General features: G+C 69.0%; 24 protein-coding genes and 1 pseudogene. 7 read left to right on the top strand and 18 right to left on the bottom strand.

The window, feature by feature from the left end:
- The first annotated feature begins 49 nt into the window (after nucleotides 1–49).
- Genes NCO8_RS23895 through NCO8_RS23905 form a run of 3 tightly spaced genes read left to right on the top strand, consistent with a single transcriptional unit; the run spans nucleotide 50 to nucleotide 2,456 of the window.
- Entirely contained in the window at nucleotides 50–427 is a 378-nt protein-coding gene (locus tag NCO8_RS23895; RefSeq protein WP_067642336.1) for a hypothetical protein, read from the top strand.
- A gap of 35 nt (nucleotides 428–462) precedes the next feature.
- Complete coding sequence (locus tag NCO8_RS23900; RefSeq protein ID WP_067642337.1) at nucleotides 463–1,155, top strand: response regulator transcription factor; 693 nt, start codon at nucleotides 463–465, stop codon at nucleotides 1,153–1,155.
- A complete protein-coding gene (locus NCO8_RS23905; RefSeq protein ID WP_067642338.1) occupies nucleotides 1,152–2,456 on the top strand; it encodes a sensor histidine kinase in 1,305 nt (434 codons plus the stop codon). Before NCO8_RS23900 ends, NCO8_RS23905 begins: the two co-directional genes overlap by 4 nt.
- A gap of 1 nt (nucleotide 2,457) precedes the next feature.
- Here NCO8_RS23905 and lepA read toward each other — a convergent pair whose 3' ends face one another.
- Complete coding sequence (lepA, locus tag NCO8_RS23910; protein ID WP_067642339.1) at nucleotides 2,458–4,341, bottom strand: translation elongation factor 4; 1,884 nt, start codon at nucleotides 4,339–4,341, stop codon at nucleotides 2,458–2,460.
- Between the two features lie 70 nt (nucleotides 4,342–4,411).
- Here lepA and NCO8_RS23915 point away from each other — a divergent pair, with 70 nt between their 5' ends.
- A complete protein-coding gene (locus NCO8_RS23915; RefSeq protein ID WP_067642340.1) occupies nucleotides 4,412–4,966 on the top strand; it encodes a type II toxin-antitoxin system PemK/MazF family toxin in 555 nt (184 codons plus the stop codon).
- Between the two features lie 51 nt (nucleotides 4,967–5,017).
- Here the strand turns inward: NCO8_RS23915 and NCO8_RS23920 are convergent, their stop codons facing one another.
- The 4 genes and pseudogenes from NCO8_RS23920 to NCO8_RS23935 all read right to left on the bottom strand — a co-directional run bounded on the left by NCO8_RS23920 (nucleotide 5,018) and on the right by NCO8_RS23935 (nucleotide 9,209).
- Nucleotides 5,018–5,794 carry an aquaporin gene (locus NCO8_RS23920; RefSeq protein ID WP_067642390.1) on the bottom strand — a complete coding sequence of 259 codons (777 nt, stop codon included), beginning with the start codon at nucleotides 5,792–5,794 and terminating at the stop codon, nucleotides 5,018–5,020.
- A gap of 65 nt (nucleotides 5,795–5,859) precedes the next feature.
- Nucleotides 5,860–6,689: pseudogene (locus NCO8_RS23925) on the bottom strand (transglutaminase family protein).
- A gap of 8 nt (nucleotides 6,690–6,697) precedes the next feature.
- A complete protein-coding gene (locus NCO8_RS23930; protein WP_067642341.1) occupies nucleotides 6,698–7,675 on the bottom strand; it encodes an alpha-E domain-containing protein in 978 nt (325 codons plus the stop codon).
- 4 nt (nucleotides 7,676–7,679) lie between these two features.
- Nucleotides 7,680–9,209 carry a circularly permuted type 2 ATP-grasp protein gene (locus NCO8_RS23935; protein WP_245655477.1) on the bottom strand — a complete coding sequence of 510 codons (1,530 nt, stop codon included), beginning with the start codon at nucleotides 9,207–9,209 and terminating at the stop codon, nucleotides 7,680–7,682.
- A gap of 397 nt (nucleotides 9,210–9,606) precedes the next feature.
- Here NCO8_RS23935 and rpsT point away from each other — a divergent pair, with 397 nt between their 5' ends.
- Nucleotides 9,607–9,867 carry a 30S ribosomal protein S20 gene (gene rpsT, locus NCO8_RS23940; protein ID WP_067486282.1) on the top strand — a complete coding sequence of 87 codons (261 nt, stop codon included), beginning with the start codon at nucleotides 9,607–9,609 and terminating at the stop codon, nucleotides 9,865–9,867.
- Between the two features lie 92 nt (nucleotides 9,868–9,959).
- Complete coding sequence (locus NCO8_RS23945; protein ID WP_067486280.1) at nucleotides 9,960–10,205, top strand: hypothetical protein; 246 nt, start codon at nucleotides 9,960–9,962, stop codon at nucleotides 10,203–10,205.
- A 3-nt stretch (nucleotides 10,206–10,208) separates the two neighbouring features.
- Here NCO8_RS23945 and holA read toward each other — a convergent pair whose 3' ends face one another.
- From holA to NCO8_RS23960, 3 genes are all read right to left on the bottom strand, one after another.
- Nucleotides 10,209–11,177: a DNA polymerase III subunit delta gene (holA, locus tag NCO8_RS23950; protein ID WP_067642342.1), complete on the bottom strand. Its 969-nt coding sequence runs from the start codon at nucleotides 11,175–11,177 to the stop codon at nucleotides 10,209–10,211.
- Entirely contained in the window at nucleotides 11,140–13,887 is a 2,748-nt protein-coding gene (locus NCO8_RS23955; protein ID WP_067642343.1) for a ComEC/Rec2 family competence protein, read from the bottom strand. Before NCO8_RS23955 ends, holA begins: the two co-directional genes overlap by 38 nt.
- A 199-nt stretch (nucleotides 13,888–14,086) precedes the next feature.
- On the bottom strand, nucleotides 14,087–15,088 hold the full coding sequence (locus NCO8_RS23960) for a ComEA family DNA-binding protein (RefSeq protein WP_067642344.1): 1,002 nt from the start codon (nucleotides 15,086–15,088) through the stop codon (nucleotides 14,087–14,089).
- Nucleotides 15,089–15,267: 179 nt separating this feature from the next.
- On the opposite strand from NCO8_RS23960, the gene NCO8_RS23965 reads away from it, so the two are divergent.
- Nucleotides 15,268–16,230 (top strand): DUF2332 domain-containing protein, encoded by a 963-nt coding sequence (locus NCO8_RS23965; protein ID WP_067642345.1) that lies wholly within the window; start codon nucleotides 15,268–15,270, stop codon nucleotides 16,228–16,230.
- Between the two features lie 8 nt (nucleotides 16,231–16,238).
- On the opposite strand, the gene lexA is transcribed toward NCO8_RS23965, so the two are convergent.
- The 10 genes from lexA to NCO8_RS24015 form a co-directional block, all read right to left on the bottom strand.
- A complete protein-coding gene (lexA, locus tag NCO8_RS23970; protein ID WP_210740747.1) occupies nucleotides 16,239–16,847 on the bottom strand; it encodes a transcriptional repressor LexA in 609 nt (202 codons plus the stop codon).
- Nucleotides 16,848–16,922: 75 nt separating this feature from the next.
- A complete protein-coding gene (locus NCO8_RS23975; RefSeq protein WP_067642392.1) occupies nucleotides 16,923–17,411 on the bottom strand; it encodes a GNAT family N-acetyltransferase in 489 nt (162 codons plus the stop codon).
- Between the two features lie 63 nt (nucleotides 17,412–17,474).
- The gene (locus NCO8_RS23980; protein ID WP_067642346.1) at nucleotides 17,475–18,317 is read right to left on the bottom strand and encodes a DegV family protein; all 843 of its coding nucleotides are present in this window, start codon (nucleotides 18,315–18,317) and stop codon (nucleotides 17,475–17,477) included.
- A gap of 3 nt (nucleotides 18,318–18,320) precedes the next feature.
- A complete protein-coding gene (gene octT / locus NCO8_RS32605; RefSeq protein ID WP_245655476.1) occupies nucleotides 18,321–19,826 on the bottom strand; it encodes a diglucosylglycerate octanoyltransferase in 1,506 nt (501 codons plus the stop codon).
- The gene (locus tag NCO8_RS23990; protein WP_067486266.1) at nucleotides 19,816–20,475 is read right to left on the bottom strand and encodes a histidine phosphatase family protein; all 660 of its coding nucleotides are present in this window, start codon (nucleotides 20,473–20,475) and stop codon (nucleotides 19,816–19,818) included. The genes octT and NCO8_RS23990 overlap by 11 nt, the downstream gene beginning before the upstream one ends.
- Nucleotides 20,472–20,888 carry a ribosome silencing factor gene (rsfS, locus tag NCO8_RS23995; RefSeq protein WP_067486264.1) on the bottom strand — a complete coding sequence of 139 codons (417 nt, stop codon included), beginning with the start codon at nucleotides 20,886–20,888 and terminating at the stop codon, nucleotides 20,472–20,474. The genes NCO8_RS23990 and rsfS overlap by 4 nt, the downstream gene beginning before the upstream one ends.
- Nucleotides 20,885–21,529, bottom strand: coding sequence for a nicotinate-nucleotide adenylyltransferase (gene nadD, locus NCO8_RS24000; protein ID WP_067486262.1), 645 nt, complete (start codon nucleotides 21,527–21,529; stop codon nucleotides 20,885–20,887). Before nadD ends, rsfS begins: the two co-directional genes overlap by 4 nt.
- 11 nt (nucleotides 21,530–21,540) lie before the next feature.
- Entirely contained in the window at nucleotides 21,541–22,695 is a 1,155-nt protein-coding gene (locus NCO8_RS24005; protein WP_157105061.1) for a hypothetical protein, read from the bottom strand.
- Nucleotides 22,696–22,856: 161 nt separating this feature from the next.
- A complete protein-coding gene (locus NCO8_RS24010) occupies nucleotides 22,857–23,192 on the bottom strand; it encodes an MmcQ/YjbR family DNA-binding protein (protein WP_067642348.1) in 336 nt (111 codons plus the stop codon).
- A gap of 11 nt (nucleotides 23,193–23,203) precedes the next feature.
- Nucleotides 23,204–24,595, bottom strand: coding sequence for a vWA domain-containing protein (locus tag NCO8_RS24015; RefSeq protein WP_067642349.1), 1,392 nt, complete (start codon nucleotides 24,593–24,595; stop codon nucleotides 23,204–23,206).
- Between the last annotated feature and the right edge of the window lies 1 nt (nucleotide 24,596).

Here is a 24,596-nt window from a genome sequence, read left to right on the forward strand (position 1 = left end):
GTTTCGCCGACCGAGACGAGTCGGCGACCACACAGCCAGGAGACCGATCATGACCACTTCCTCCCTGCGCCGCCGCATCGGCGTCGTCACCGCGACCGTCGGCGGCGTGGCGCTGCTCACCGCGACCCTCAGCGGCGCCGCGCTCGCCGACCCCGGCGCACCCGACCGCGGCGAACACGTCCGGATCATCTGTACCGCCCCCGGCGGCGACCTGCCCGTGCCGCCCGAACCGCCGCTCGAACCGCGTATCGACCTCGAGCGTTTCCCCGCACATCCCGGCCACGACCGCACGATCCACATCGGCCCGGGCGCACCCGGCGAGCTGCCCGAGGGCGTCGAATGTGTGCGGATCGCACCGGGCGGGGAGCGGACCGTCGTCGAGCTGCCCGACGGCGCACGCCCCGCGCGCCCGGCTTTCCCGCGCTGACCTGCTGTGACGATCGATCGCACTAGGGTGAGCAGATGACCGGACAGCAGATCTTGGTCGTCGACGACGAGGTCCGCGTGCTCGCGTCGCTGCGGCGCGGGCTGGAACTGTCGGGGTTCGAGGTGCTCACCGCGAGCGACGGCGCCGCTGCCCTCACCCTGGTGCGCTCGGCCGCACCCGACGCGATGGTGCTCGATGTGAACATGCCCGAGCTCGACGGCGTGGGCGTTGTCACGGCGTTGCGGGCATTGGGCAACGACATCCCCATCTGCGTGCTCAGCGCCCGCAGCGCGGTGACCGACCGCATCGCCGCCCTGGAAAAGGGTGCCGACGACTACCTCACCAAGCCCTTCGACCTCGGCGAACTGGTGGCCCGGCTGCGGGCGTTGTTGCGGCGCAGGCCGGTCACCGGCGGGTCCAACGGCGAGACGATCCGTGTCGGTGCGGTGGCGATCGACCTGGCCGGGCACCGGGTGCACGCGGCCGGACGGCCGGTCGACCTGACCAAACGCGAGTTCGAACTGCTGGCGATGCTGGCCCGCAATGTGGGCATCGTGCTCGGTCGCGAACAGATCCTGTCCACCGTGTGGGGCTACGACTTCAGCACCGACACGAATGTGGTTGATGTGTTCGTGTCGTATCTACGCCGGAAATTGGAGGCCGACGGGGTGGAGCGAGTGGTGCACACCGTGCGCGGGGTCGGGTTCGTCATGCGGGAGCAGCCGTGAGGACGCGCTCGTGGTCGTTGCGTACCCGGGTCGCGGTGGTGTCGGCGGTGGTCGCCGCGGTCGTCGCGGTGACGCTCGGGCTCACCTACGCGGCACTGCTGAAGGCGGCGGGCGCCCGTCAGCTCGACGAGACCGTGTCGACGATGCGGGTGATCGTCGCCCATCCCGCCCGTGAAATCCCCTCGGCACCACCGCTTCCGGCCGAACCCGCGACACCCTTCGAGTCATCACCCGCGCCCACCGAGGGCTCCCAGGTCAGCCCGGCACCGCCGAACGCCTCGCTGCCCGACGGTCGAACGCTCACCCGCCCGGCACCGCCGGATGTGGGGCTGGCGCTCGTGCAGGGCGCGCCCGGCATGGTCGTGCGGCTCAACCCCGATCGCGACCTGATCGATGCCGCCATCACCCGCAGCCAGCTGATCGGGCTCGGCATCGGCGTGGGCGGTGTTCTCGTCGCGGCCGGATTGGGTTGGGTGCTGGCCGGTTTCGCGGCCCGGCCGCTGCGCAGGCTCGCCTCGGCCACACACGAGATCGATACCCTCGACCGCCTGCCGCCGCTGCCGGGGCGCGGGGTCAGGGAGGCCGAGGAACTGTCCGACGCCATCAACCGCATGCTCGAACGCCTGGAAACCGCCCACGGACAAACCAATCAGGCCCTGGCGAGCGCCCGCGATTTCGCCGCCGTCTGCGCGCACGAACTGCGCACCCCGCTCACCGCCATGCGCACCGATCTGCAGGTGCTCGCCGGTACCGAACTACCCGCCGAGCAGCGCGGCACCGTCCTGGCCGACGTGCTCGCGGCCGAGCGCCAGATCGAGCACACCCTCACCGATCTCGAGCGCCTGGCCGTCGGCGAACTCACCGACCGCGCCGCGTTCGAACCGTTCGAGCTGTGCGAAACCCTCGACCGCGCGGTGCAGAACGCGCGCCGCGCCCACCCCGGCACCGAGATCACGCTCACCGCCTGCGATCCGGTCCCGATGACAGGGCTGCCCGGCGGAATCATGCTGATCGTGACGAACGCCGTCGCCAACGCGGTACACCACGGCCAGGCGAACGTGGTGCGGGTCCGGGCGGAGCCGGGCTCGATCACCATCGACGACAACGGCACCGGCATCCCGGAACACCTGGGCGCCAACGCTTTCGACCGCTTCGTCAAACGTCCCGGTTCACCCGGATCGGGACTCGGACTGGCGCTGGTTCGTCAACAGGCCGAATTACACGGCGGTACAGCCGAATTGAGCCGCAGCCCGCTCGGCGGCACACGCCTCACCGTGCGTGTACCCACCGAACCCGGCTGAGTTACTTGCCCTTCGGCTTGTCCGAGGCCGCGTCCGAGGACAGCGCGGCCACGAAGGCCTCCTGCGGCACGTCGACCCGGCCGATGGTCTTCATGCGCTTCTTGCCTTCCTTCTGCTTCTCGAGCAGCTTGCGCTTACGGCTGATGTCACCGCCGTAGCACTTGGCGAGCACGTCCTTGCGGATGGCGCGGATGTTCTCGCGCGCGATGATCTTCGAGCCGATCGCCGCCTGGATGGGCACCTCGAACTGCTGACGCGGGATGAGTTCGCGCAGCTTGGTCGTCATCTTGTTGCCGTAGGGCTGGGCCGCGTCCTTGTGCACGATGGCGCTGAACGCGTCGACGGCCTCGCCCTGCAACAGGATGTCGACCTTCACCAGCGCGGCTTCCTGCTCGCCCGCCTCTTCGTAATCGAGGCTGGCGTAGCCGCGCGTGCGCGACTTCAGCGAATCGAAGAAGTCGAAGATGATCTCGGCCATCGGCAGCGTGTACCGCATCTCGACGCGGGTCTCGGACAGGTAGTCCATGCCGAGCAGCTCGCCGCGGCGCGACTGGCACAGCTCCATGATCGAACCGATGAACTCGCTCGGCGCGATCACGGTGCACTTGGTGACCGGCTCGAACGCCTGGCGCACCTTGCCCTCCGGCCAGAACGAGGGGTTGGTGACGATGTGTTCCTTGCCGTCTTCCATGACCACGCGGTAGATCACGTTGGGCGCGGTGGAGATGAGATCGAGGCCGAACTCGCGCTCCAGGCGTTCACGGGTGATCTCCATGTGCAGCAGACCGAGGAAGCCGCAGCGGAAGCCGAAACCGAGCGCCACCGAGGTTTCCGGCACGTAGGTGAGCGCGGCGTCGTTGAGCTGGAGCTTGTCCAGGGCGTCGCGCAGGTTCGGGTAGTCCGAACCGTCCACCGGGTAGAGGCCGGAGTAGACCATCGGCTGGGGTTCGCGGTACCCGGTGAGGGCCTGCGTCGCGCCGTCGCGGGCGCTGGTGATGGTGTCACCGACCTTGGACTGACGAACGTCCTTCACGCCGGTGATGAGGTATCCCACCTCACCGACGCCCAAGCCCTGGGTGGGCTTGGGTTCGGGCGAGACGATGCCGATCTCGAGCAGCTCGTGGGTCGCGCCGGTCGACATCATCTTGATCTTCTGGCGCGGGGTCAGCTTGCCGTCGACCACACGGATGTAGGTGACCACGCCGCGGTAGGTGTCGTAGACGGAGTCGAAGATCATGGCGCGGGCGGGCGCGTCGGCGTCACCGACCGGCGGCGGGACCAGCCGGACCGCCTCGTCGAGCAGCGCGGGCACACCGACGCCGGTCTTGCCGGAGACGCGAAGCACGTCGTCGGGCTCACAGCCGACGATGTGGGCGATCTCGGCGGCGTAGCGATCCGGGTCGGCGGCGGGCAGGTCGATCTTGTTCAGGACCGGGATGATGGTGAGGTCCTTGTCCATCGCCAGGTAGAGATTGGCGAGGGTCTGTGCCTCGATCCCCTGCGCGGCGTCGACCAGCAGGATCGCACCCTCACAGGCCTCGAGCGCACGCGACACCTCGTAGGTGAAGTCGACGTGGCCCGGGGTGTCGATCAGGTGCAGCACGTAGTCGGTGCCGTCGACCTGCCACGGCAGCCGGACGTTCTGCGCCTTGATGGTGATCCCGCGCTCGCGCTCGATGTCCATCCGGTCCAGGTACTGGGCGCGCATCGCCCGCTCCTCGACCACACCGGTCAGCTGCAACATCCGATCGGCCAGGGTCGACTTGCCGTGGTCGATGTGGGCGATGATGCAGAAGTTCCTGATCCGCGACGGATCGGTGAACGTCGTATCGGCAAAGCTGGAAGCCACTCCACTCCTCGAGGGGTATCGGCGAACTGGGTCCATCGTCCCATGACCACACGCGCGGCTCTGTCACCGGTGCACCGGAGCCGGGTCAGTCGTTATATTTCCAAGCATGGCCAGCAGTTGGAACACTCTCGGCAAGCAGCTCGGCGTGATCGCCAAGGAGCAGGGGCCGAAGATCGTGCGCAAGCAGGGACCTCGGCTGCTCGAGAAGCTGGCGGGTGCGTTGGGCGGCGCCAAGCCCGGCCCCGTCGTGCCGGTGCGCCCGACCGCCTCCACCCCCGTGCCGACCGCGCATCGGGCCCGCCAGATCGTCTACTGCCCGCAATTGGACGGGCGCGCCGACCCGGGTGAGGTGGTGTGGACCTGGGTGCCGTTCGAGGAGGACCCGACCAACGGAAAGGACCGCCCGGTCCTGGTCGTCGGTCGCGACCGCAAGACGCTGCTTGGGCTGATGCTGTCGTCGAAACCCGAACGCGCGCACGACCGCAACTGGGTGGGCATCGGCTCGGGTCCCTGGGACCACGCGGGCCGGGCGAGCTGGGTGCGGCTGGACCGGGTGCTCGATGTGCCCGAGGACGGCATCCGGCGCGAAGGCGCGATCGTCGAACGCAAGACCTTCGACCTGGTCGCGCACCGGCTGGTCGCCGAATACAGCTGGAGCTGACGCGACGACCCCCGACCCGGACGCACCGGATCGGGGGTCGTAAAGCCCGTCTCAGCTCAGTACATCCCGGGAACGGCCGAAGATCATGCCGTACACCAAGGCCCCGAGCACACCACCGATCAGCGGGAACACGAAGAACGCCCACACCTGACCCATCGCGCCGTCCTGGTACGGAGCGACCGCGAGGCTGCGCGCCGGATTGACCGAGGTGTTGTCGACCGGGATCGAGATCAGGTGGATCACGGCGAGCGTGAAACCGATCGACATACCGGCCAGCGGTACATCCGAGAGGCGGTCGGTCGAAGCGAGCACGACGAAGACCAGCACCGCGGTGAGCATCACCTCGATGATGATCATGGCCGCCATGCCGTACCCGTTCTGCACCACGACCTCGCCGAGCGGGCCGGTGGCCGCCGACGGACTGTGCTTGCCCCAGCCGTTGGCGCCGAGGCCGTCGACCGGCCGGTCGTAGCTCGGCAGGTTCTTGGCCACCGCGAACAGCACCAACCCGGCCAGGAGGCCACCGATGAGCTGGGCGACCCAGTAGCCGACCGCCGAGACGACCGTGACCCGCCCGAGTAACAGCTGGCCGAGCGTGACCGCCGGGTTGACGTGGCAGCCCGAGATCGGCCCGATGGAGTACACGAGGAACAGCAGGGTGAGACCGAAGGCCAGCGCCACACCGAGCGCACCCACCCGATCACCGGCGATCACCGCGGTGCCGACACCGCCCATGACGAGCAGGAACGTGCCGAGCGCTTCCGCCGCCCATTTCTTGGGCTCGGGGATGACTTCGGGTTCAGTGAGTTCTTGTGCTGTGAGCGACATCTGCGACCACCTCTCCGGGAGAATGATCCCCGCGACGAGCGGGGTCCGCACGAGCGTTTCGGACATTACGCCAGGCGAGTGACCTCTACAACGACCGCGAGGTCTGTCGAGCCGCCGCCGGAGAACACTCCTTTCAGTGGCGGTACGTCCGCGTAGTCCCGCCCGACACCCACCGACACGTGCTGCTCGTTGACCGCCAGATTGTTGGTCGGGTCGTAACCCCACCACTGTCCCGTCCAGGCCTCCACCCAGGCGTGCGACTCCCCCGCCACCGCCTCCCCGATCGGCGCGGCCGGGTTCGGATGCAGATATCCCGACACATAGCGGCTGGGAATTCCCATGGCACGCAACAACACCAGTGTCAGGTGCGCGAAGTCCTGGCACACGCCGCGCCGTTCGGTGAAGGCCTGCGGGGCCGAGGTGTGCACCGAGGTGGTGCCCGCGCTGTAGTCCATTTCCCGGTGCACCCATTCGGCCGCCCGGACCACGGCTTCGGCGGGCGAGACGCCGCGCGCCAGCTGTTTGGCCACGGCGTCGAGGGGCTCGTCGCGGGGCACGTAGGCGGTGGGACCGAGCATTTCGTCGAACCGGTCGACGGTGCGTTCGCCACGCAACTCGTCCCAGGTCAGTTCCGTCGCCGGTTCGGTGAACGGTTCGGTTTCCACCACCGACGACCCGCTCACCTCCAGTTCGGTGTGCGGGGCGTGCAGATCGAACGCGGTGACGGCCGTTCCCCAATAGTCGGTGTAGCGGTAGGACCGGGTGGTGGGCACGGTTTCGACCCGGTTGAGGATCACGTTCTGCCTGCTGTCCGCCCTCGGGTGAGTCTTGCCTCGTTGAACGAGCGCGTCACCGGCGCGTCGTAGAGGTATCCGGTGGTGTGCACCACCCGCATCCGCCAGCTCACAGCTCCCCCTCCACGGTCACGGTGGTGTCGGTGCCGCGCCGCACATCGGTCCACGCCACCCACGGTGCGGCGTGGAAGTACTGCCGCGACACGGCTTCCCCGACCTCGCGACACGCCTTCTGCAAGGCGAGCAACCGGGTCTGCAGGTTTTCCAGCAGCACGCCGGGCGGCAGGAATTCCAGTTCGCTGCGCGCCCGGCCGAGCACGCGTTGCGCTTCGTGGCGGGCACCGACGCGGCTGCCCGGCCGCGGATCCAACTCGGTCAGACAGGCCTCGGCAACCAGCAACGCATGGAACACCGATCGCGGGAAAAGCCGGTCGAGCAGGATGAATTCGGCCACCCGTGCCGCGTCGAGCGCGCCACGGTGGGTGCGCAGGTACGTGTCGTGCGCGCCCGCCGAGCGCAGCACCGTCACCCAGGCGGGTGAGGAGGTGCGGTCACCGGCCCGGGACAGCAGCAAGCGGACCATCATGTCGATGCGTTCGATGGAACGGCCGAGCAGCAGGAAGCGGTACCCGTCGTCGCGGCTCAGCGTCGAGTCGGTCAGGCCCGTGAACATCGCCGCGCGGTCCTTGACGTAGGCGAAGAATTCGTGCGGACCCAGCCCACGGGCGGCCTGTTCGGCGGCCGCCAGCCCGTTGTAGGTGGTGTTGAGGCACTCCCACATCTCGCTGGAGGTGACTTCCCTTGCACCACGGGCGTTTTCGCGCGCCTTCGCGATGGACTCGCTGATGGACACGCCGTGCTGGTGGCTGAACGCGACCAGATCGGTGACCGACCAGACGTCCAGGCGCAAACCGCCGGGCGGTTCGATGCCGAGCACCTCGAGCAGGACCCGCGACGTGCGGTCGGCGTCGACGGTGGCGTCCTCGAGGAGTTGGTGCACGGCCACGTCGAGAATGCGGGCGGTGTCGTCGGCGCGCTCGACGTAGCGGCCGATCCAGTACAGGGATTCGGCATTGCGGGCGAGCATGTGGTCAATCCCCGATCAGCCGCTGGGTCTGTTGTTGCTGCTGCTGTTGCTGATGAGCCTGCGAGGTGGTGAGGTCGCGGCCCTGCTCGAACGGATCGGCGCGGAGCGGATCACTCACCAGCTGCGGGCCGGCCAGCTCGCTGTCGTCGGAGCGGCCTGCCAGCACCCAGGTGTCCTTGCTGCCCCCGCCCTGGCTCGAGTTCACCACCAGCGACCCTTCGGGCAGCGCGACGCGGGTGAGGCCGCCGGGCAGCACCCAGATGCTGTCGCCGTCGTTCACCGCGAACGGGCGCAGGTCCACGTGCCGTGGGACCAGGTCGTCGCCGATCTTGGTCGGCACCGTCGAGAGCTGCACCACCGGTTGCGCGATCCAGCCCCTCGGATCGGCGCAGACCTTGCGGCGGACGGCATCGAGTTCGGCGCGGTCGGCGTCGGGGCCGATCACGATGCCGTAGCCGCCCGAGCCCTCCACCGGTTTGACCACCAGTTCGTCGAGCCGGTCGAGTACCTCGGCGCGTTCCTCGTCGAGCCAGCAGCGGAAGGTGTCGACATTGGGCAGGATCGGTTTCTCGCCCAGGTAGTACTCGATGATCGCCGGCACGTAGGTGTAGACGAGTTTGTCGTCGCCCACGCCGTTGCCGACGGCACTGGAGATCACCACATTGCCCGCGCGGGCGGCGTTGAGCACACCGGCGACGCCGAGCACCGAGTCCGGGCGGAAGTGCATCGGGTCGAGGTAGATGTCGTCGATGCGGCGGTAGATCACGTCGACCTGTCGTTCCCCCTCGGTGGTCCGCAGGTAGACGACATTGTCGCGGCAGAACAGGTCACGACCCTCGACCAGCTCCACCCCCATCTGCCTGGCCAGCAGCGAATGCTCGAAATACGCCGCGTTGTGCACCCCGGGTGTGAGGACGACCACCGTCGGGTCGGCCTCGTTGGGTGCCGCCGAGGCACGCAATGCCCGCAGCAGGTGCGCCGGATAGTCGCCGACCGCGCGGACCAGGTGCGAGGAGAACAGGTCGGGGAAGACGCGCGCCATCGTCCGCCGGTTCTCCATCACATAGGAGACTCCCGACGGCGAGCGCAGATTGTCCTCGAGCACCCGGAAATCGCCGTGTTCGTCACGCACCAGGTCGATGCCCGACACATGGATGCGCACACCGTTGGGCGGGACGATGCCCGCGGCCTCGCGGTGGAAGTGCGCACAGGAGGTGACCAGGCGCTTCGGGATCACCCCGTCGCGCAGGATGTTCTGCTCGCCGTACACGTCGGCCAGGAACAGCTCGAGGGCGCGGACCCGCTGGGTGATGCCCCGCTCGAGATGCGCCCACTCGGCCGCGGCGATCACGCGCGGCACCAGGTCGAGGGGGAAGGGGCGTTCCTTTCCCGACAGCGAGAAGGTGATGCCCTGGTCGATGAACGCGCGATCCAGGGCGGCGGAGCGTTTGGCCAGATCGTGGACGTCGTTGGCGGCCATCGCCGCGTGAATGCCCCGGTAGGGCGCGCGAACCTTGCCGTTCGGGTCGAACATCTCGTCGAAGGCGTCGGCGAAGCGGCCGGGGCCGTAGCCGTGGAACAAGCCGGTGTGTGCGACCGCCGGATGACCGTTCGTGCTCACCAACGCCGGTGAGGCGGATCGTGCCGTACCCGGCGTTGTGGTGGAGGTCATGGGAGAAAACTGTCCACTACCCGGCGACAACGCCGTGTGAGCCACACGTAAATTTCTCGCATCACCTGAAACGGGTGAACTCGCCGTCCGCACCGATGTGGACGGGCGGGGTCGATTTCGCCGGGCGGTGCCGAGCTGGTAACCTCGATCTTCGGCGCGGTGTTACCCGTAGTTCAGCACCATCTGCTGCATCGTGGGCGCGCGCCCGACGAGCTTTCAAGACATACCACCCAGCGACAGGAAACCAGAGGATACAGGCGTGGCCAACATCAAGTCCCAGATGAAGCGGATCCGTACCAACGAGGAAGCGCGCAAGCGCAACCAGTCGGTCAAGTCCGCGCTGCGCACCGCGATCCGCAACTTCCGCGAAGCTGCTGCCAGCGGTGACAAGGAAAAGGCTGCCGAGCAGCTGCAGTTCGCGAGCCGCAAGCTCGACAAGGCTGCCTCCAAGGGCGTCATCCACGCCAACCAGGCCGCCAACAAGAAGTCCGCGCTCGCGCTGGCTCTGAACAAGATCTGATCTGCCCGGGTCGCTAGTACCCGGTTCGCAAGACGCAGCCGCCGTGGCCTCGATGACCACGGCGGCTTTTGTCGTCGGCTACCATTCCGCGCATGTTGACGGTGTACGCGAATCAGACGGTGGTACGAGGCGACGACCTGGCCGAGGTGATCCGCGCGGCGGAGATCCTCGGGCTCGGTCTCAAGATCGAGAACGTGATGGTGCCCGACGAGGACGGCGGCTACAGCGTCGCCTGGGTCGTCACCCGTGAAGACGAGATCCCGCTCTACGAGGAGTGGGAGGGCCGGTACGAGGACCTCGAGGAAGACGAGGAGGCCCTCGCCGTCATCGGCGACTGACCCTCAGCCGGTGGCCCGCAGGTCGAGGATCCGCGCGAGTGCGTGCTCCACGGCGAAGGTGGCATCGGCGGCGCCGCCCTTGACGTCGGCGTTGAGGGCGGCCACCACCTGCAGGGCGGTGCCGATCGAGGCCGGGTTCCAGCCACGCGCCTGCGCTTGGGCCTTCTTCACCTTCCACGGCGGCATACCGAGCTGCTGAGCCAGTTTGAACGGGTCGCCGCGGCCGGCCGATCCCACCTTGGCGATGGTGTGGACCGAGTCGGCCAGCGCGTCGGCCAGCAACACGTGCGGCACGCCCCGGTCGGTTGCCCAGCGCAGCGCCTCCATGGCGGCGGACCGGTCGCCGGCGACAGCGAGTTCGGCGACATCGAATCCGGTCACCTCGGCACGGCCCGAGTAGTACCGGCGGACGGCGTTCACATCGATCTTGCCGCCGGTGTCGGACACCAGCTGCGAACAGGCCGCGGCCAGTTCACGCAGCTCGAACCCGACGCATTCGATCAGCACCTGCACCGCTTCGGCCCCGACCTTCACGCCCGCGGCCCGGAACTCGTTGCGCACGAATTCGACCCGCTCCGCCGGTTTGGTGAGCTTGGCGCATTCGTGCACCACGGCGCCCTGCTTCTGCAGCGCCGGGACCAGTGCCTTGGCGCGGCCGCCACCGGAGTGCAGCACCATCAGGACCACGCCGGGCGGCGGGTCGGCTGCCGCGTCGGTGATCACCGCCACCGCGTCCTTGCCCGCCTCGGCCGCCGATTCGAGCACGATCACGCGGTCTTCGGCGAACAGTGAGGGGCTGAGCAGTTCGGCCAGTTCGGCGGTGCTGGCGTCACCGGCGCGCATCCTGTCCACCGGCACCGAATCCGGGTCGGGCGCCCCCGCCCGTACCTCGGTCATCACCCGCGCGACAGCGCGCTCGACCAGCAGCTCCTCGTCACCGAGAACCAGATGCACCGCAGGGAGTTCGCTCACGAGGCGATCCTACGTAGGTGGACCGACGGGATCGGCGAGGGTCGCGATACCGCGGCTCGTCCGCCGCGCACGGGTCCGGCCGCGCGAGCGATCGCACTGTGTCAGCGCCTTCCTGTAGCGCCTCACGCATGGGATCACGTCGTCCTCGGCATCGCAGTGCTCGACGTGGACGAGGTGTCGGTGGCGGTAGTCGGCGGGACTTGACCATTCGTTGTTCTGTCGCACTCCCGAGCACGATGACATCGCCGTCGAGGTCGGTTCGGGCGATTGTCGCGCCCAGCGAGGTGAGCACCCCGATGACATCCGGGTGTGGATGTCCGAAGGTGTTGTCGGTGCCGGAGCTGATCAATGCCAGGCGCGGCCGGACCGCGCGCAGGAATTCCGCGGTGGTCGTCCACGAACCGTGGTGCGGAACTTTGAGCACATCGGCTCTGATGTCGTTGCCGCGCATCATCTTCCGCTGAGCCTCGCTCTCGATGTCGCCTGTCAGCAGCACCGTCCCGAGTGCCGTGCGCGCCCGCACGACCAGCGACCGATCATTGGCATCATCTAGTTCCAGCGAACCGGGGGCCCGCTCCCCCGGCGCGAGAACGTCGAGTTCGGTCGCCCCGAAACGCAACACGTGTCCCTGATGCAGCTCGATCAGTGGAATCCCCGCGTCCTCCGCAAGCTCCACGACCCTGCGCACTCCGTCGCCTGAATGGTCATGAGCGCCAACGCTCTCCCTGGTAGTCGTCTCACTCGAGGCAGACCGAACGCAGGCTGTCGGCAGTCTCGAAGTAGCTCTCAGCAGCGCGTCCGCAGACCTCGACTGCGATCCAAGGGTTGGCGTGGGGCAGATGGGTTGGCGGGTTTCGCCGGGGGCGGTGGCTATGGCGTCTACTGTGCGGCCGTGGAGGGCACCCGCGAGGCCGTCGATGTGGTCTGCGTGCGGGTGGGTGAGGACGAGGAGGGGGACCCGGGTGACCCGGAGGCGGTCGAGGCAGCGGCGGATGGGGCGGGGGTCGGGGCCGACGTCGACGACTACGGCGGCACCGGGGGCGACAGCGAGGGCGAGGGCGTCTCCCTGGCCCACATCACACATGGCGAGGACCCAGCCCGCAGGCGGCCACCCGGGGTGCCAGAGCCGGACTGGGACCAGGACGACCGCGATACCGAGGCAGACGACGGCAAAGAGCCGACGGGTCCGCGACCAGCGCAATGCCGCCACCAAGACGACCATAAGAGCAGCCGCGACCAGGCCCGCCGCAGTGCCCGACTGCACCGTGACGGCGGCGCCGGGAAGGGCGGCAGCGTGTTCGGCGACCCCGAGCAACCACCACAGTGGCGGGCGCGCACACCACAGCACCCACACGGCCGCGTCCACCCACAGACACGCGACTACGGCACCGACCGCTCCGATCACCGTGATCACTCCGACCACGGGTGCGACGAGGGCATTGGCGGCGACCGCTACCAGACTCACCCGCCCGGACAGGGCGACCATCAGCGGCAGTGTCACGACGAAGGCCGCCGCCGACACCGCGAGAATCTCGGCGGGTACCCGCCACCACCCGCGCTCGCGCAACCAGTCCGCCCAGCTCGGTGCGAGCAGGATCAGCCCGGCCGTGGCGAGAACCGACAGCGCGAATCCCGCGCTCACCGCCAATTCCGGTGCGACGGCGAGCAATCCGATCACCGCACCGCACAGGGCGGGTAGTGCCTGTTTGCGTCGTCCGGTCAGCAAGGCGAGGACCGTCACCGAACCCATTGCGGCCGCGCGCAACACACTGGGATCCGGCCGGGCGAGGATCACGAACACCACCACTGCCCCGGCGGCGGTCGCTGCCCTGGTTCTCGGTCCGGCGGTGAGGATACGGCTCAAGCCGAGCAGCGCGGTCAACAAGATCGTGAAATTGGCTCCGCTGACTACGCACAAGTGCTGCAAGCCGGCGATTCCGAAGGCATCTCTGACCTCAGTCGACAGGGCGGCGGTGTCGCCGACCACCAGGGCGGGCAGCAGACCCGCCGCGTCGGGCGGGAGGGCGCGCGCCGCCGCGTCGGATAGGTCGGCGCGTACGCCCGTCGCGAGTCGTTGCCACCAGGGCGGAACACCGATGCGTTCCGGTTCGGTGCTCGCCCGCAACGTGGCAACGGTGAGGTCTGCCCGCAACGGTTCGCTCACCGTTCCCCGGAACCGAACCACCTGTCCCGGCGCGAGTTCCGCCCACTCCTCCCCCGCAGCGAGAACCACCAGCGCGCCACCGGCTTGTGTGCGGTGCGCACCGTTGCCGAACTCGCGCAGTCCTGCCCGGAGGATCCATCGCCGTTCACCGCCGAACGAGCCTGCCCGAATCTGTTTGGCGTCGTCCGAGATCTCCGCTACCACTGTCACGGTTCGTCCGACCGATTCCCGCAACGGATGCGCCTGCACGTGATGTTCCCGCCACGCGGCCGCCGCCCCGAATCCGGCGCCGAGCAGCATCGTCGCTGTCCCCACCACAGCGACGACCCGCCACCGTTCCCGGCGATGCGCCATCGCCCACAACAAGCCGACCCACGCGCAGATCGCTCCCAGCACCGCCAGGACGGCCAGCACCACCCCCGCTCGCCACCCGAGGGTCAGGGCGATGAGCGTGGCCGCCCAGCACCCGAGCGCGGCGGGCACCAGCCGCATATCGAGGACCTGGGGCTCCTGATCCTCGTCGGCCGCCGTGTTGTCCGGCGTCACCCATGGACGACGACTCGACCCCGGCGATCTGGACGACGACCTGCCGACCGACGCGGAACTGGTTGCCAACGGCCGGTCGACAGCTCGGCTCGACATCTCCGCTCTCGCCCTGTCCGCCCCGATCCTCATCGACCCGCCGCACCGGCGGCCTGCACAACCTGATCACGCAGGCCGGTGCCGATCGCGTCTCGCGCACGGGTCATGTCGTGACCAGATCGCGCAGGCGAGCCAGTCGGGCCGGACCGATACCGTTCACCTCACCGAGTTGCGCCACATCGGTGAACGGCCCATTGGTCGTCCGCCACGTGATGATCGCTTTCGCGGTGACCGGTCCGACGCCGGGCAGCGCATCGAGTTCAGCCTCCGTCGCCGAATTGAGGTCGACTCGCGAATTGCCGCCGACCGCACCGGGACCCGCGACCGCCCCCGCCGAGCTCGAACCCGGTGGCCCACCGGCGGCACTGATCATCGCGCTGCCCTGCGCGGGTTGACCCGCCTGGGGCCCGGCGGCACCGACAACCACCTGATCGCCGTCGGTGAGCCGCTGGGCGAGATTCAGTCCCGCGAGGTCGGCACCCTCGCGGGCCCCGCCCGCCATCTCGATCGCGTCGGCGACACGTGCCCCGCCGGGCAGACGATGCAGTCCGGCACGCTGCACCAAACCCACCACGCTGACGACGAGTTCCCCACTCCCACCCCCGGTTCCGGCTCCCGGATCATCGGTCGCGGCACCGCTCGCCGCCGCTACCACAGCGGTCTGTTCAGCGCGCGGAGTGATGTGCTCGGCGCGCAGTGCCGGCACCGGTGGCACCGCCTGCGATACCGGGCGATCGCGCATCACCATCACCCCGGTAAGCACCACCGCGACCAGGCCGATGATCCCGAGCGCCAACGCACCGCGCCGTCCCGGATCTATCCGAGCCTGACGAAAACGTTCCGGCACCAACCGGTTCCGGCCGCGCCGGCCTTCCTCGTCCAGCCAGCCGGGCGCCCCCACCTCGCCCGGCGCCCCGTCCGCGGGAGTCAGCTCGTCGTCGTCCCAGTGACCGGTACGCGGCGGATCGGCGGCGCCGCCCCGCCGGTAGCCGAGGGGCTCGTCGTCCGCCTCCCACCGAACCGTCGTAGGTGGTCGTGGTTTGTCCTGCACCGCGAGCCCGCCCAACCGCTGCCGAACTCGCTCGTGCTCTTCGTGTCGTGGCATGGCGGCGACGCTAGCCCTCGGCTCTCCTCGAAACCCGCCGCCCACCTGGGCTTTCAACGGGCCTGTGGATAACTCGCACCCTGTGGACAACTCTCGGTCAGCGGCGCTTTCCCACCGACCACCGGCGGTGCTCGCCGAATACCGTGCGCTCATGGCCGATTCGCAGTACGCAGGTACATATGCACCTGGCACAACGCTTCCGCGACTTCGCGGTGCGGGAAGTCCACACCAACTCCCCGCTGTACTACCGCCGTGCCCTCGACATCGCCGAGGACCCGGCGGTCCTGGCCCTGCTGGCGCGGCTGCCCGTCGAGAAGCAGCAACCCAACCTCGTGCTCGCCGCCGCGACGGTGAACGGCGTGAACGCGGTGCCCTACAGCGAGTTCCGCACGCAGCTGATCGAACGGTGGGAGGCGATCGCGACAACGGCGTTGTCCCACCGCACGCAGACCAACGAGGTCGGCCGCGCGGCGACACTGCTTCCGGTGCTGGCCGGGCTACCGGGCCCACTCGCACTCATCGAGGTCGGCGCCTCCGCGGGTTTGTGTCTCTACCCGGACCGTTTCAGCTACCGATACGGCACAACAGTGCTGAACCCACCGGACGGCGAGTCACCGGTGGTGTTGCCCTGCACCGTGACCGGCCCGGTCCCCGTGCCGACCGCCCTGCCGGAGGTCGTCTATCGCGCAGGCGTCGATCTGAACCCACTCGACGTCACCGACCGGCACAACCGCGAATGGTTGGAGGCACTCGTCTGGCCCGGCCAGGAGGACCGGAAGACGCGACTGCGCGCGGCCTGCGAGATCGTCGCGGCCGACCCACCGATCCTCGTCACGGGCGATCTGAACGAACGGATCGCCGAACTCGTGCGCGCCGCGCCGACCGACAGCACCGTGGTGGTATTCCACAGCGCCGTCCTCACCTACCTCGCGCCGGAAGCCAGGGAACAGTTCCGCACGACAGTGCGATCACTGCCCTGCCACTGGATTTCCCAGGAAGGCACGGGCGTGCTGCCCTGGCTGTCCGGGCGGCTCCCGCCACGGGCGTCCGAGGAGGCGCGCATGGTGGTCGCACTGGACGGGGTCGCGGCGGCCTTCGCCGACCCGCACGGCCGGTCGCTGGACTGGTTCGGTCCGTCGTAGCGGCGGGCTCAGAGCCGGCGCATCACCGAGACCACTTTGCCGAGGACGACGGCGTCGTCGCCGTCGATCGTCGAATAGGCGGGGTTGCACGGTTCGAGGTGGATGTGTCCGTTGCGGCGGCGGTACACCTTCACAGTCGCCTCCTCGCCGATCATGGCCGCCACGATGTCGCCGGAGTTCGCCTCACGCTGGCTGCGGACGACGACGAGATCGCCGTCGCAGATGGCGGCGTCGATCATGGAGTCGCCGCGCACCCGGAGGCCGAAGACCTCACCGCGTCCGACCAGTTCACGTGGCAGCGTCAAGACGTCGTCGGCATGCTGTTCGGCGGTGATCGGTGTGCCCGCCGCGATGTCACCGACAACCGGCACGCTGACGGCCGAGTCGGAGCCCGCGCCGGGTGCGCCACGCAGGAAAAGACGCACGTCGATGGGCCGGGTCATCGCCGCGCCGCGACGCAGAAAACCGTCCTCCTCCAGCGCCTTCAGATGTTTGGAGACCGTCGAGGTGGATCGCAGCCCCACCGCGTCGGCGATCTCGCGCGCACTCGGCGGATAACCGTGCGCGAGCACCGAATCCCGGATCACCGCGAGGATGTGTTGCCTACGCGGCGGCATGTTCGAGGTATCGGGAAAGTCGAACTCGTCGAATGCGGTCACGCTGGCATCGTAGAGCCCGGCCACCGCACCCTTTCAGGCCAGGTTCTTGGCGAAGCAGTTCGACAGCGGCAGCTCGTGATACGGCGCGAACAGCGGGATCCGGTGATATCCACTGCGTTCGTAGAACCGCACCGCATCGGGTTGCAGGTGCCCGGTCTGCAGGATGAGCCGCGGTTGCCCCGCCTCCCGCGCCGCCGCTTCGACGGCCGCGAGCAGAGCCGTCGCTGTGCCCGTGCCACGAAAGGCCGGCCGGACGAACATCCGCTTGAGCTCCAGCTCCCCGGCGTTCCAGCGCACCGCGGCATGGCCTGCGGGTGTCCGGCCCGCGTAGGCCACGAAGGTCTTGTGGACGGTGCGCGGATCGACGACTGTCGGTGGCGGCCCGACGAATTCGATATACGCGTAGCGCGGGCCGACCTCTGCCGACATCTCCGCGCGCAGCACGTCCGCGTCCGGATGCTCCCAGTCGACGGTCAGCACTTCGACGGCGGGTGGGGTCGGTCGCGTGGTGGAGGCGGTCATGTTCTCCACCGTAAGCAGGGGACTTATCCGGGCGCGCCGGTTGTCCTCACCGAGATTCTCGGCCTAGGTGCATCCGCCGGGCAGCACCGCGACGCCGAGGGCGCCCACACCGAGGTGAACACCGAGCGTGGGGCCGAATTCCGCGATGTGGAGTTCGGTGAGGGTGGGATTCTGTTCGCGCAGTTGGGTGGCCAGGGACTCGGCGGCCTCGGCGGCACCCAGGTGCTGGATACCGAGGGCTACGCCGTCGGTGCCCGCGGCGGACGTCGCGGCGGCGACGAGCTTGGTCACGGCGCGCGACCGTGTGCGCACTTTTTCCCGCAGCTCCAGTTTGCCCTCGACCAACTGCAGCAGCGGTTTGGTGACGAGCTCGCTACCGAAGAAGGCAGCCGCGCTGCTGAGCCTGCCGCCCTTACGCAACTGTTCGGTGCGGTTCACCAGAATGAAGGTGCGGGCACGGGTGGCGGCGGCGACCGCACACTCGTAGACCGCGTCGAGGGTGTCACCGGCCCGGGCGCGGCGGGCGGCGCCGAGGACGGGCAATCCCGTGGCCAAGCCCGCGCCGAGCGAATCCACCAGGCGCACACGGCCGTCGGCGCCCATCTCGCTCACCGCCTGTCGCCCGGCCTCCCAGGTCGCCGACAACATCCGCGACAGGTGCACGGCGACCACTCCGTCGCCGCCGCTGTGCTCCATGGCGCGTTCGTAGGCCTCGCGCAACTCACCCGGCGAGGCCGCCGACGTGGTGACCGAGTCGGCGCTGTAGTCGATCTCGACCGGCTCGACGCCCTCGCGCAGCTGCCGGTCACCGACCAGCACGTGCAGGGGCACCACTTCGATACCGAGCTCGGCGACGAGGTCGGCGGGCAACCCGGCCGCCGAATCGGTGACCACCACAACGGCCACGGACTACCGGACCTCCTGCAGCGCCTTGGTCATGGCGGTGGCGACCGCCTGATGCCCGGCCCAGCCCCAGTGGATACCGTCGGGGTTGGCCGATCCCGATTCGATGTCGTCGCGCACGGCTTCGCCGAGGTCGACCAGCGGCACCGAGGTACGCGCCGACCACGCCCGCAACGCCTTCACCGCGCGCGGCCGACCACGGTGCACGCGACCGTAGGCATCGCAGCGATGCACCGACGGCAACACCGCGACCACCGGCAGCTCCGGACGCAACTGGGTCAGCGCCTCACGCGACTGCTCCAGATAGTCCACGCTCACCCTCGGTGGAAGAGCAACGGGGCGACCGAGTTTCGACAGCTTCGGCTGCAGCCAGTTGTAGGTGGCCCGCACCCCGCGACGCAGCCGGGGCGGACGGATGTAGCGGATCGTCTCCCGCAGGGCGGTGGGCAGCGGCGAAGGCAGGGTGTCCATGCCGCCGACGGCGAATACGACAGCCCCCGCTCGCGGCACCGCGGCCCACACCCGGGGATCACCGATCAGTGCCCAGTAGGCGTCACGACAGGTCCACCCGATCCGGGCGACCAGCTCGACATCCCAATCCAGTTCGGCCGCCACGAGATTCGGCCAGATCCTCGGATCATCGGCAGGCAACCCGCCCTTGGGCCCGAAGTAGGCGAGCGAATCGGCGATCACCAACAGCACCGGCCGAGGCGACGCCTGCTCCACCACCTCGGTCGAGGCCTCCTGCCGAACCGCGGGCGCCTCGGCATCGATGGTGCTGATCGACTGATCCTGTGGTGCAGCAGGTTCCGCGAGAACACTCGGCGCCACACTCACACCATCGGTCGGTTGGACCGGGGAAGGCGCGAGCAAAGACTGCGCAGTGGGCTCCCCTTCTGCCGTGGACCCGGATTCCGTCGTCTCAGCTCCGAGCCGCGCTCCAGCGGCCGCATCAGCGTGCACCGAAACCGATTCCGCGTGAGCGATACCGGAAGCGTCGTCCTGCGCAGGAGCAGTTTCGATCGGAGCGACAACCGAAGCCTCCGCCTGCGGCTGAGCCGTTTCTGTCTGCGCGGTGCCAGTATCAGCCTGAGCTGCAGGGGAATCCGAGCCGTTTGTCAGTACGTCGGCGCTCTCGGACGAACCGGCGCCGACCTTCCCGACATCGTCGACAACATTCGCCGCTACGGAACCCTCGTCGTCGGGCGACTCCTCACCGGAATCCTGTGCACTCGAACCGGACTCGCCCTCGGACGACGAATCGGCCTCGGTTTCCGCGACCGGGGAAGGCGGCGGCCCGAACAGCGCGTCGGGCAGCGACCGCGTGCTGCGCGCGGTGACCTGCTTGAAGAGTTCGTCGGGTACCGAACGGATCGGCTCCTCACGCTCGGGGCGTGCGGGCCGCGCCGGTGGCGGGCCGAACAGCGCGTCCGGCAATTGCCGTCCGGGCTTGGCCGTCACCTGCTGGAACAATTCGTCCGGTACCGATCGGACGGGCTCTTCAGAGGACATCGGGAGCTACCTTCGCCGCTGCGTTCCAAACATCGAGGCGCCAGCCGGGTCGGTCGACATCCGGGCCGTGACTGGACAGCTGCACCCAGCTCGTATTGGCCAGCCCACCGAGGGCAGGCCAGTTCTCCGGTGGCAGATCCAGCAACGCGGCCGTCAGGGCAGCGATCAGCCCGCCGTGCGCAACCAGGATGATAGTCCGACCGGGCCAATCCTGCCGCTCGTTGTACAGTTCGCGCACCACGGGCAGCGACCGGGCGCCGACCTCGAGTTTGCTCTCGCCACCGGGCGGGCGGTAGGTGGCGTCGAGCCGCCACTGCACCCGGGCCCCGGGGTAGTCGGCGTCCACCTCGAGGTGGGTCAGGCCTTCCCAGTCGCCCAGGTTGGTCTCGCGCAAGCGGGTATCGGTGATCACCGGCAGATCGCTGAGGTCACCGAGGGCCTGGGCGGTTTCCTTGGCACGACGCAGATCGGAGGCGTGGATGGCGATGGCGTTGCGTGAAACCAGTTCTCGGGCAGCCTCTTTGGCCTGCTGACGACCGAGCTCGGTGAGATCGGTGTCGATCTGGCCCTGCATCCGGTCGGCGGCGTTCCATTCGGTCTGCCCGTGCCGCAGCAGGATCAGCGTGCGCACATGGGCGTACTTGCTCACTCGCTGTCTGCCTCTGCCTGCGCGTCGTCGTCGGCGGCCGGGGCCTTGGGTGCGGCGATGCCGTCGACGGGGACCGTCGGGCAGTCACGCCACAGGCGTTCGAGGGCGTAGAAGTTGCGCTCGTCGTTGTGCTGGATGTGCACGACCACGTCGACGTAGTCGAGCAGCGCCCAGCGTCCCTCGCGGGTGCCTTCGCGACGAACCGGCTTGTGCCCGGCCTCGCGCAGCTTCTCCTCGACGTTGTCGACGATCGCGTTGACCTGACGCTCGTTGGGCGCAGACGCGATCACGAAGCAGTCGGTGATCACCAGCTGTTCGGAGACGTCGAGGACAACGACATCGGTGGCGAGCTTGTCGTCGGCCGCGAGTGCGGCGACTCTGGCCATCTCGACCGCTTCGGCGGTGGCGCTCATGCCTTACCTTCCGTTCCTGCGGGCACATAGAGGTGCCGCTTCGATATGTACTGCACCACGCCATCGGGGACGAGGTACCAGACCGGCCGACCCTGCGCGGCGCGGCGACGGCATTCGCTCGACGAGATGGCCAGCGCGGGGATCTCGATCATCGTCACGGCATCGGCGGGAAGGTCCCGCAGATGTTCCTCGAGATGGTCGGTGTTCAGCTCGTACCCCGGACGGCTCACCCCGACGAACTTCGCCAGTTCGAACAGTTCGGCCCAATCCTGCCATGTCAGGATGTTGGCCAGCGCGTCCGCACCGGTGATGAAGTACAGCTCGGCGTCGGGATGGGCGCTCTGCATCTCGCGCAGGGTGTCGACGGTGTAGGTGACCTTGTTGCGTTCGATGTCGGCCCGGCTCACCGAGAACCTCGGGTTGGACGCGGTGGCGATCACGGTCATCAGGTAGCGGTCCTCGGCGGGACTGACCTGTTTGCCCGCCTTCTGCCAGGGCTGACCGGTCGGGACGAAGATCACCTCGTCCAGGTCGAACAGGTGCGCGACCTCGCTGGCGGCGACGAGGTGACCGTGGTGAACGGGATCGAACGTGCCACCCATCACGCCGAGCTTGCGGCGCGGCCGGGCTGTCTCGTGCATGAGGTCCGAGCTTAATAGGACCGCCACCATTCGTACGGATCGGAGGGCTCCGGGAACAGTGGCCGATCGGCTCGCCGTGGTCGCGGGCCCGCTTCGGCCGGCCGGTGCTCGGCCGTGCCCGAGGACTGGGCGCACATCTGGGCGAACTGACTGCGGGTGCGACGCAGCTCCTCGACGTGGTGGGCGGCCGGGTCGGCGGCGACGAGGCGGTTCAGTTCGGTGAGCAGCACGTCCAGGGTCACCCACCACGGGCCCCGCGGCGTCCCGCCGGGGCCGCGTAGTTGCAGCCAGGCCGCCGCGCGCAGGCAGCGCGCGCGGGGCACGATCTTGTCCTGTTCACCCCAGAGGCCGGCCGCGCGCAGGTAACCGCCGAGCGCCTCCGATTCCTGCCCGCAACATTCCCTTGCCACCGCCGCCGACCACAGCAGATCGGCGTGCCGGTGCCGCTCGGTGGGCGAGGCGGCGATCAGCCGGGCGGCCTCGGTGAACTGCCAGGCTGCCTCACGGTATCGGCCGAGGTGGTTGAGCGATTCGGCGAAGACCGCACGGACTCGCGCGAGCTCGCCGGGTGGGTAGCCGACTGATGCCCCGCCGAGCAGCGCCTGGTCGAACGCCCGCACCGCCTCGGTATGCGATCGCGCCCGATGCCACGAGCGGCCCGCGACGATCCACAGATGTGTCGAGTCGGCCGGTGAGATCGGCGCCCAGTCGGCGGCGGCCGCGGCAGCCGCGCGGGCGACATCGCGAGCGCGACCGGGTTGGGCGGCGACAGCGGTGACCAGCCGTGTCCGTAGCTCCGCCCGCTCCCGTACCCCGAGCTCCGCCGCGCCGACGACCAGGGCGCGCCGCAACTGCGCCTCCGCCGCGTCGGGTGCATCGATGAGGCGCGCCGCGGCGATCGTCGCTAGCTTTCGCGCGGCGCGGGCCAGCGAACCGGGCTCGAGAAGGCGGGCCGCCTCGGCGGCAGCCGAACCGGAGGCATTCACCTGACCGGCGGGGGCACCGACCCGGAGCTCGGCATCGTGGCCGGCGCCCTCGTCGATCGCCCCTCCGACCCGCGCGGCGTGGACGGCAGGCCCGACGAGTGCGGCATGGGCGGCGGGTTCGGCTGGGGCGGCGAATTCGGCTCGAGCGTCATCGTTCTCGGCGGCGAACCGGTCGCTCACCGGGCGAACCACATCCGCACGACACAGACGCGGGCGGCGAGTCCGATCTCGCGGTCCGATCCCCGGTGTTCAGTTCGCCCGTCGTCGCGCGACGCCCCTGCCAGCATGGCGGTGATCTTGGTGGTTCGCCCCTACAAGTGGCTTAACGTCCGCTCAACGTTTCAGCGCTGCGGCCGTTTGGACTTCGGGAGTTTGGCGACGATCGCGTCGTAGGACGCGTCGATGAGTTCGCGTAGTTCGTCGTCGGGAACGGCGCCGCCGACGCGAATGCTGTTCCAGCCGTAGCGGCCGATGTAGGCCGAGGCGGTGACATCGTCGGGGTAGATGGTGACCAGTTCGTCGGCTTCGGCGCGGTCTCGCCCGCATTTGAGACCGATCGAGGTGCCCGCGCCGAGGAACGCGAACACCTTGTCGCCCACCTTGGCCACGGTGTCGCCCTCCCACGGTTCGTCTTCCCACGCACCGGGTTTGGCCAGGCAGTACGCCAATACATCCATCTCGCGGCTCCTCAGACGGGCAGCAGTTTCGACACGACGTCGGTGAGCTGTCGGGCCGACCGGCATTCGTGCATCTCGATCACCGCACCGTAGTCGGGTGCGGCCGAATCGCCGGTGCCCCAGAGATTGTGCGGCTCCGGGTTGAGCCAGTGCGCGTGTTTGGCGGTTTCGACCAGACCGCGCAATGTATCGACCTGCGGGTTGCGGTAATTGGTCCGGCCGTCGCCGAGGACAAGCAGCGAGGTGCGGCTGGTGACGGCGTCACCGAAGTTGTGGGCGAAACTGGTGAAGGCCTGACCGTAGTCGGAGTGACCGTCGGAATCGATGACGGTGGACTCGGTGAAGATTCTGGTGAGCACGTCGTCGAGACCGGTCTGCGGGCCGAAGTAGTCGGTGACCTCGTCGGTGCGGTCGACGAACGCGAAGATCCGCACCCGGGAGAACTGTTCGCGCAGGGCGCTCACCAGCAGGAGGGTGAAGCCGCTGAAGCCGGCCACCGAGCCCGAGATGTCGCACAGCAGAACCAGATCAGGGCGCCCGGGGCGCGGTTTGCGCTGCACCAGGTCGATCGGCACGCCGCCGGTTGACATCGATGCCCGCAGGGTTTTGCGCAGGTCGATCTCGCCGCGACGGGAACGCTTGCGCCGCACCGCCAGACGCGAGGCGAGAATCCGCGCCAGCCGATGGGTTCCCCGGCGCAGATCGGCGAGTTCACGTTCGGAGGCGCGCAGGAAGTCGGCGTCCTCCGCTTGCCGGGCGACCCCGTAGGTGGCGACCCGTTCCCGCCCGATCTGCTCGGCGACGCGGCGGTTCGTCTCCTCCTCCACGGTGGCGCGGAACCCGGCGATGCGCATCCGCAGCAGGCGTTGCGCGATCTCGGCGTCGCGTTCGCTCGCGTCGGGCGGGAGGGCGAGACCGGCCAGCGCACGCGCCAGCAAGGTCTGCGGCGCAAGGTCTTTGAGCGCCTGGTAGGCGGAGAACGACGGCCCACGCGCCGATTGGTACCGCCCGAGCTGCTCCACCACCTGGGCGGCGAGCAGCTCTAGCTGGTTGCCGCTGTCTGGGGTGGCGAGCAATTCGGCGAGCTGTTCGCGCAGGGCGGGCAGGTCGACGCGTCCGTCGGGTGTGCGCGGCAGTTCGGGCGCCTCGGCACTGCGCTGCCCGACGGCGACCGGGAACCACAGGTCGAAGAGGCTGTCGAAGGTGGCGCGGTGGGTGGGCCGACGCAGCAGAGCGCAGGCCAGGCCCTCCCGCACCGCTTCCCGGTCGAGCAGGTCGAGCACGGTGAGTACCTGGCCGGCGTCGACGGTTTCCGACGGACCGACCGGCACGCCACGCGAGCGCAACGCCGCGACGAAACCCGCGACGTGACCACTGATGCCGTGGGGCGCGGGCGCGGTCATG

Source organism: Nocardia coubleae NBRC 108252 (assembly GCF_001612805.1).
Lineage (GTDB): Bacteria > Actinomycetota > Actinomycetes > Mycobacteriales > Mycobacteriaceae > Nocardia > Nocardia coubleae.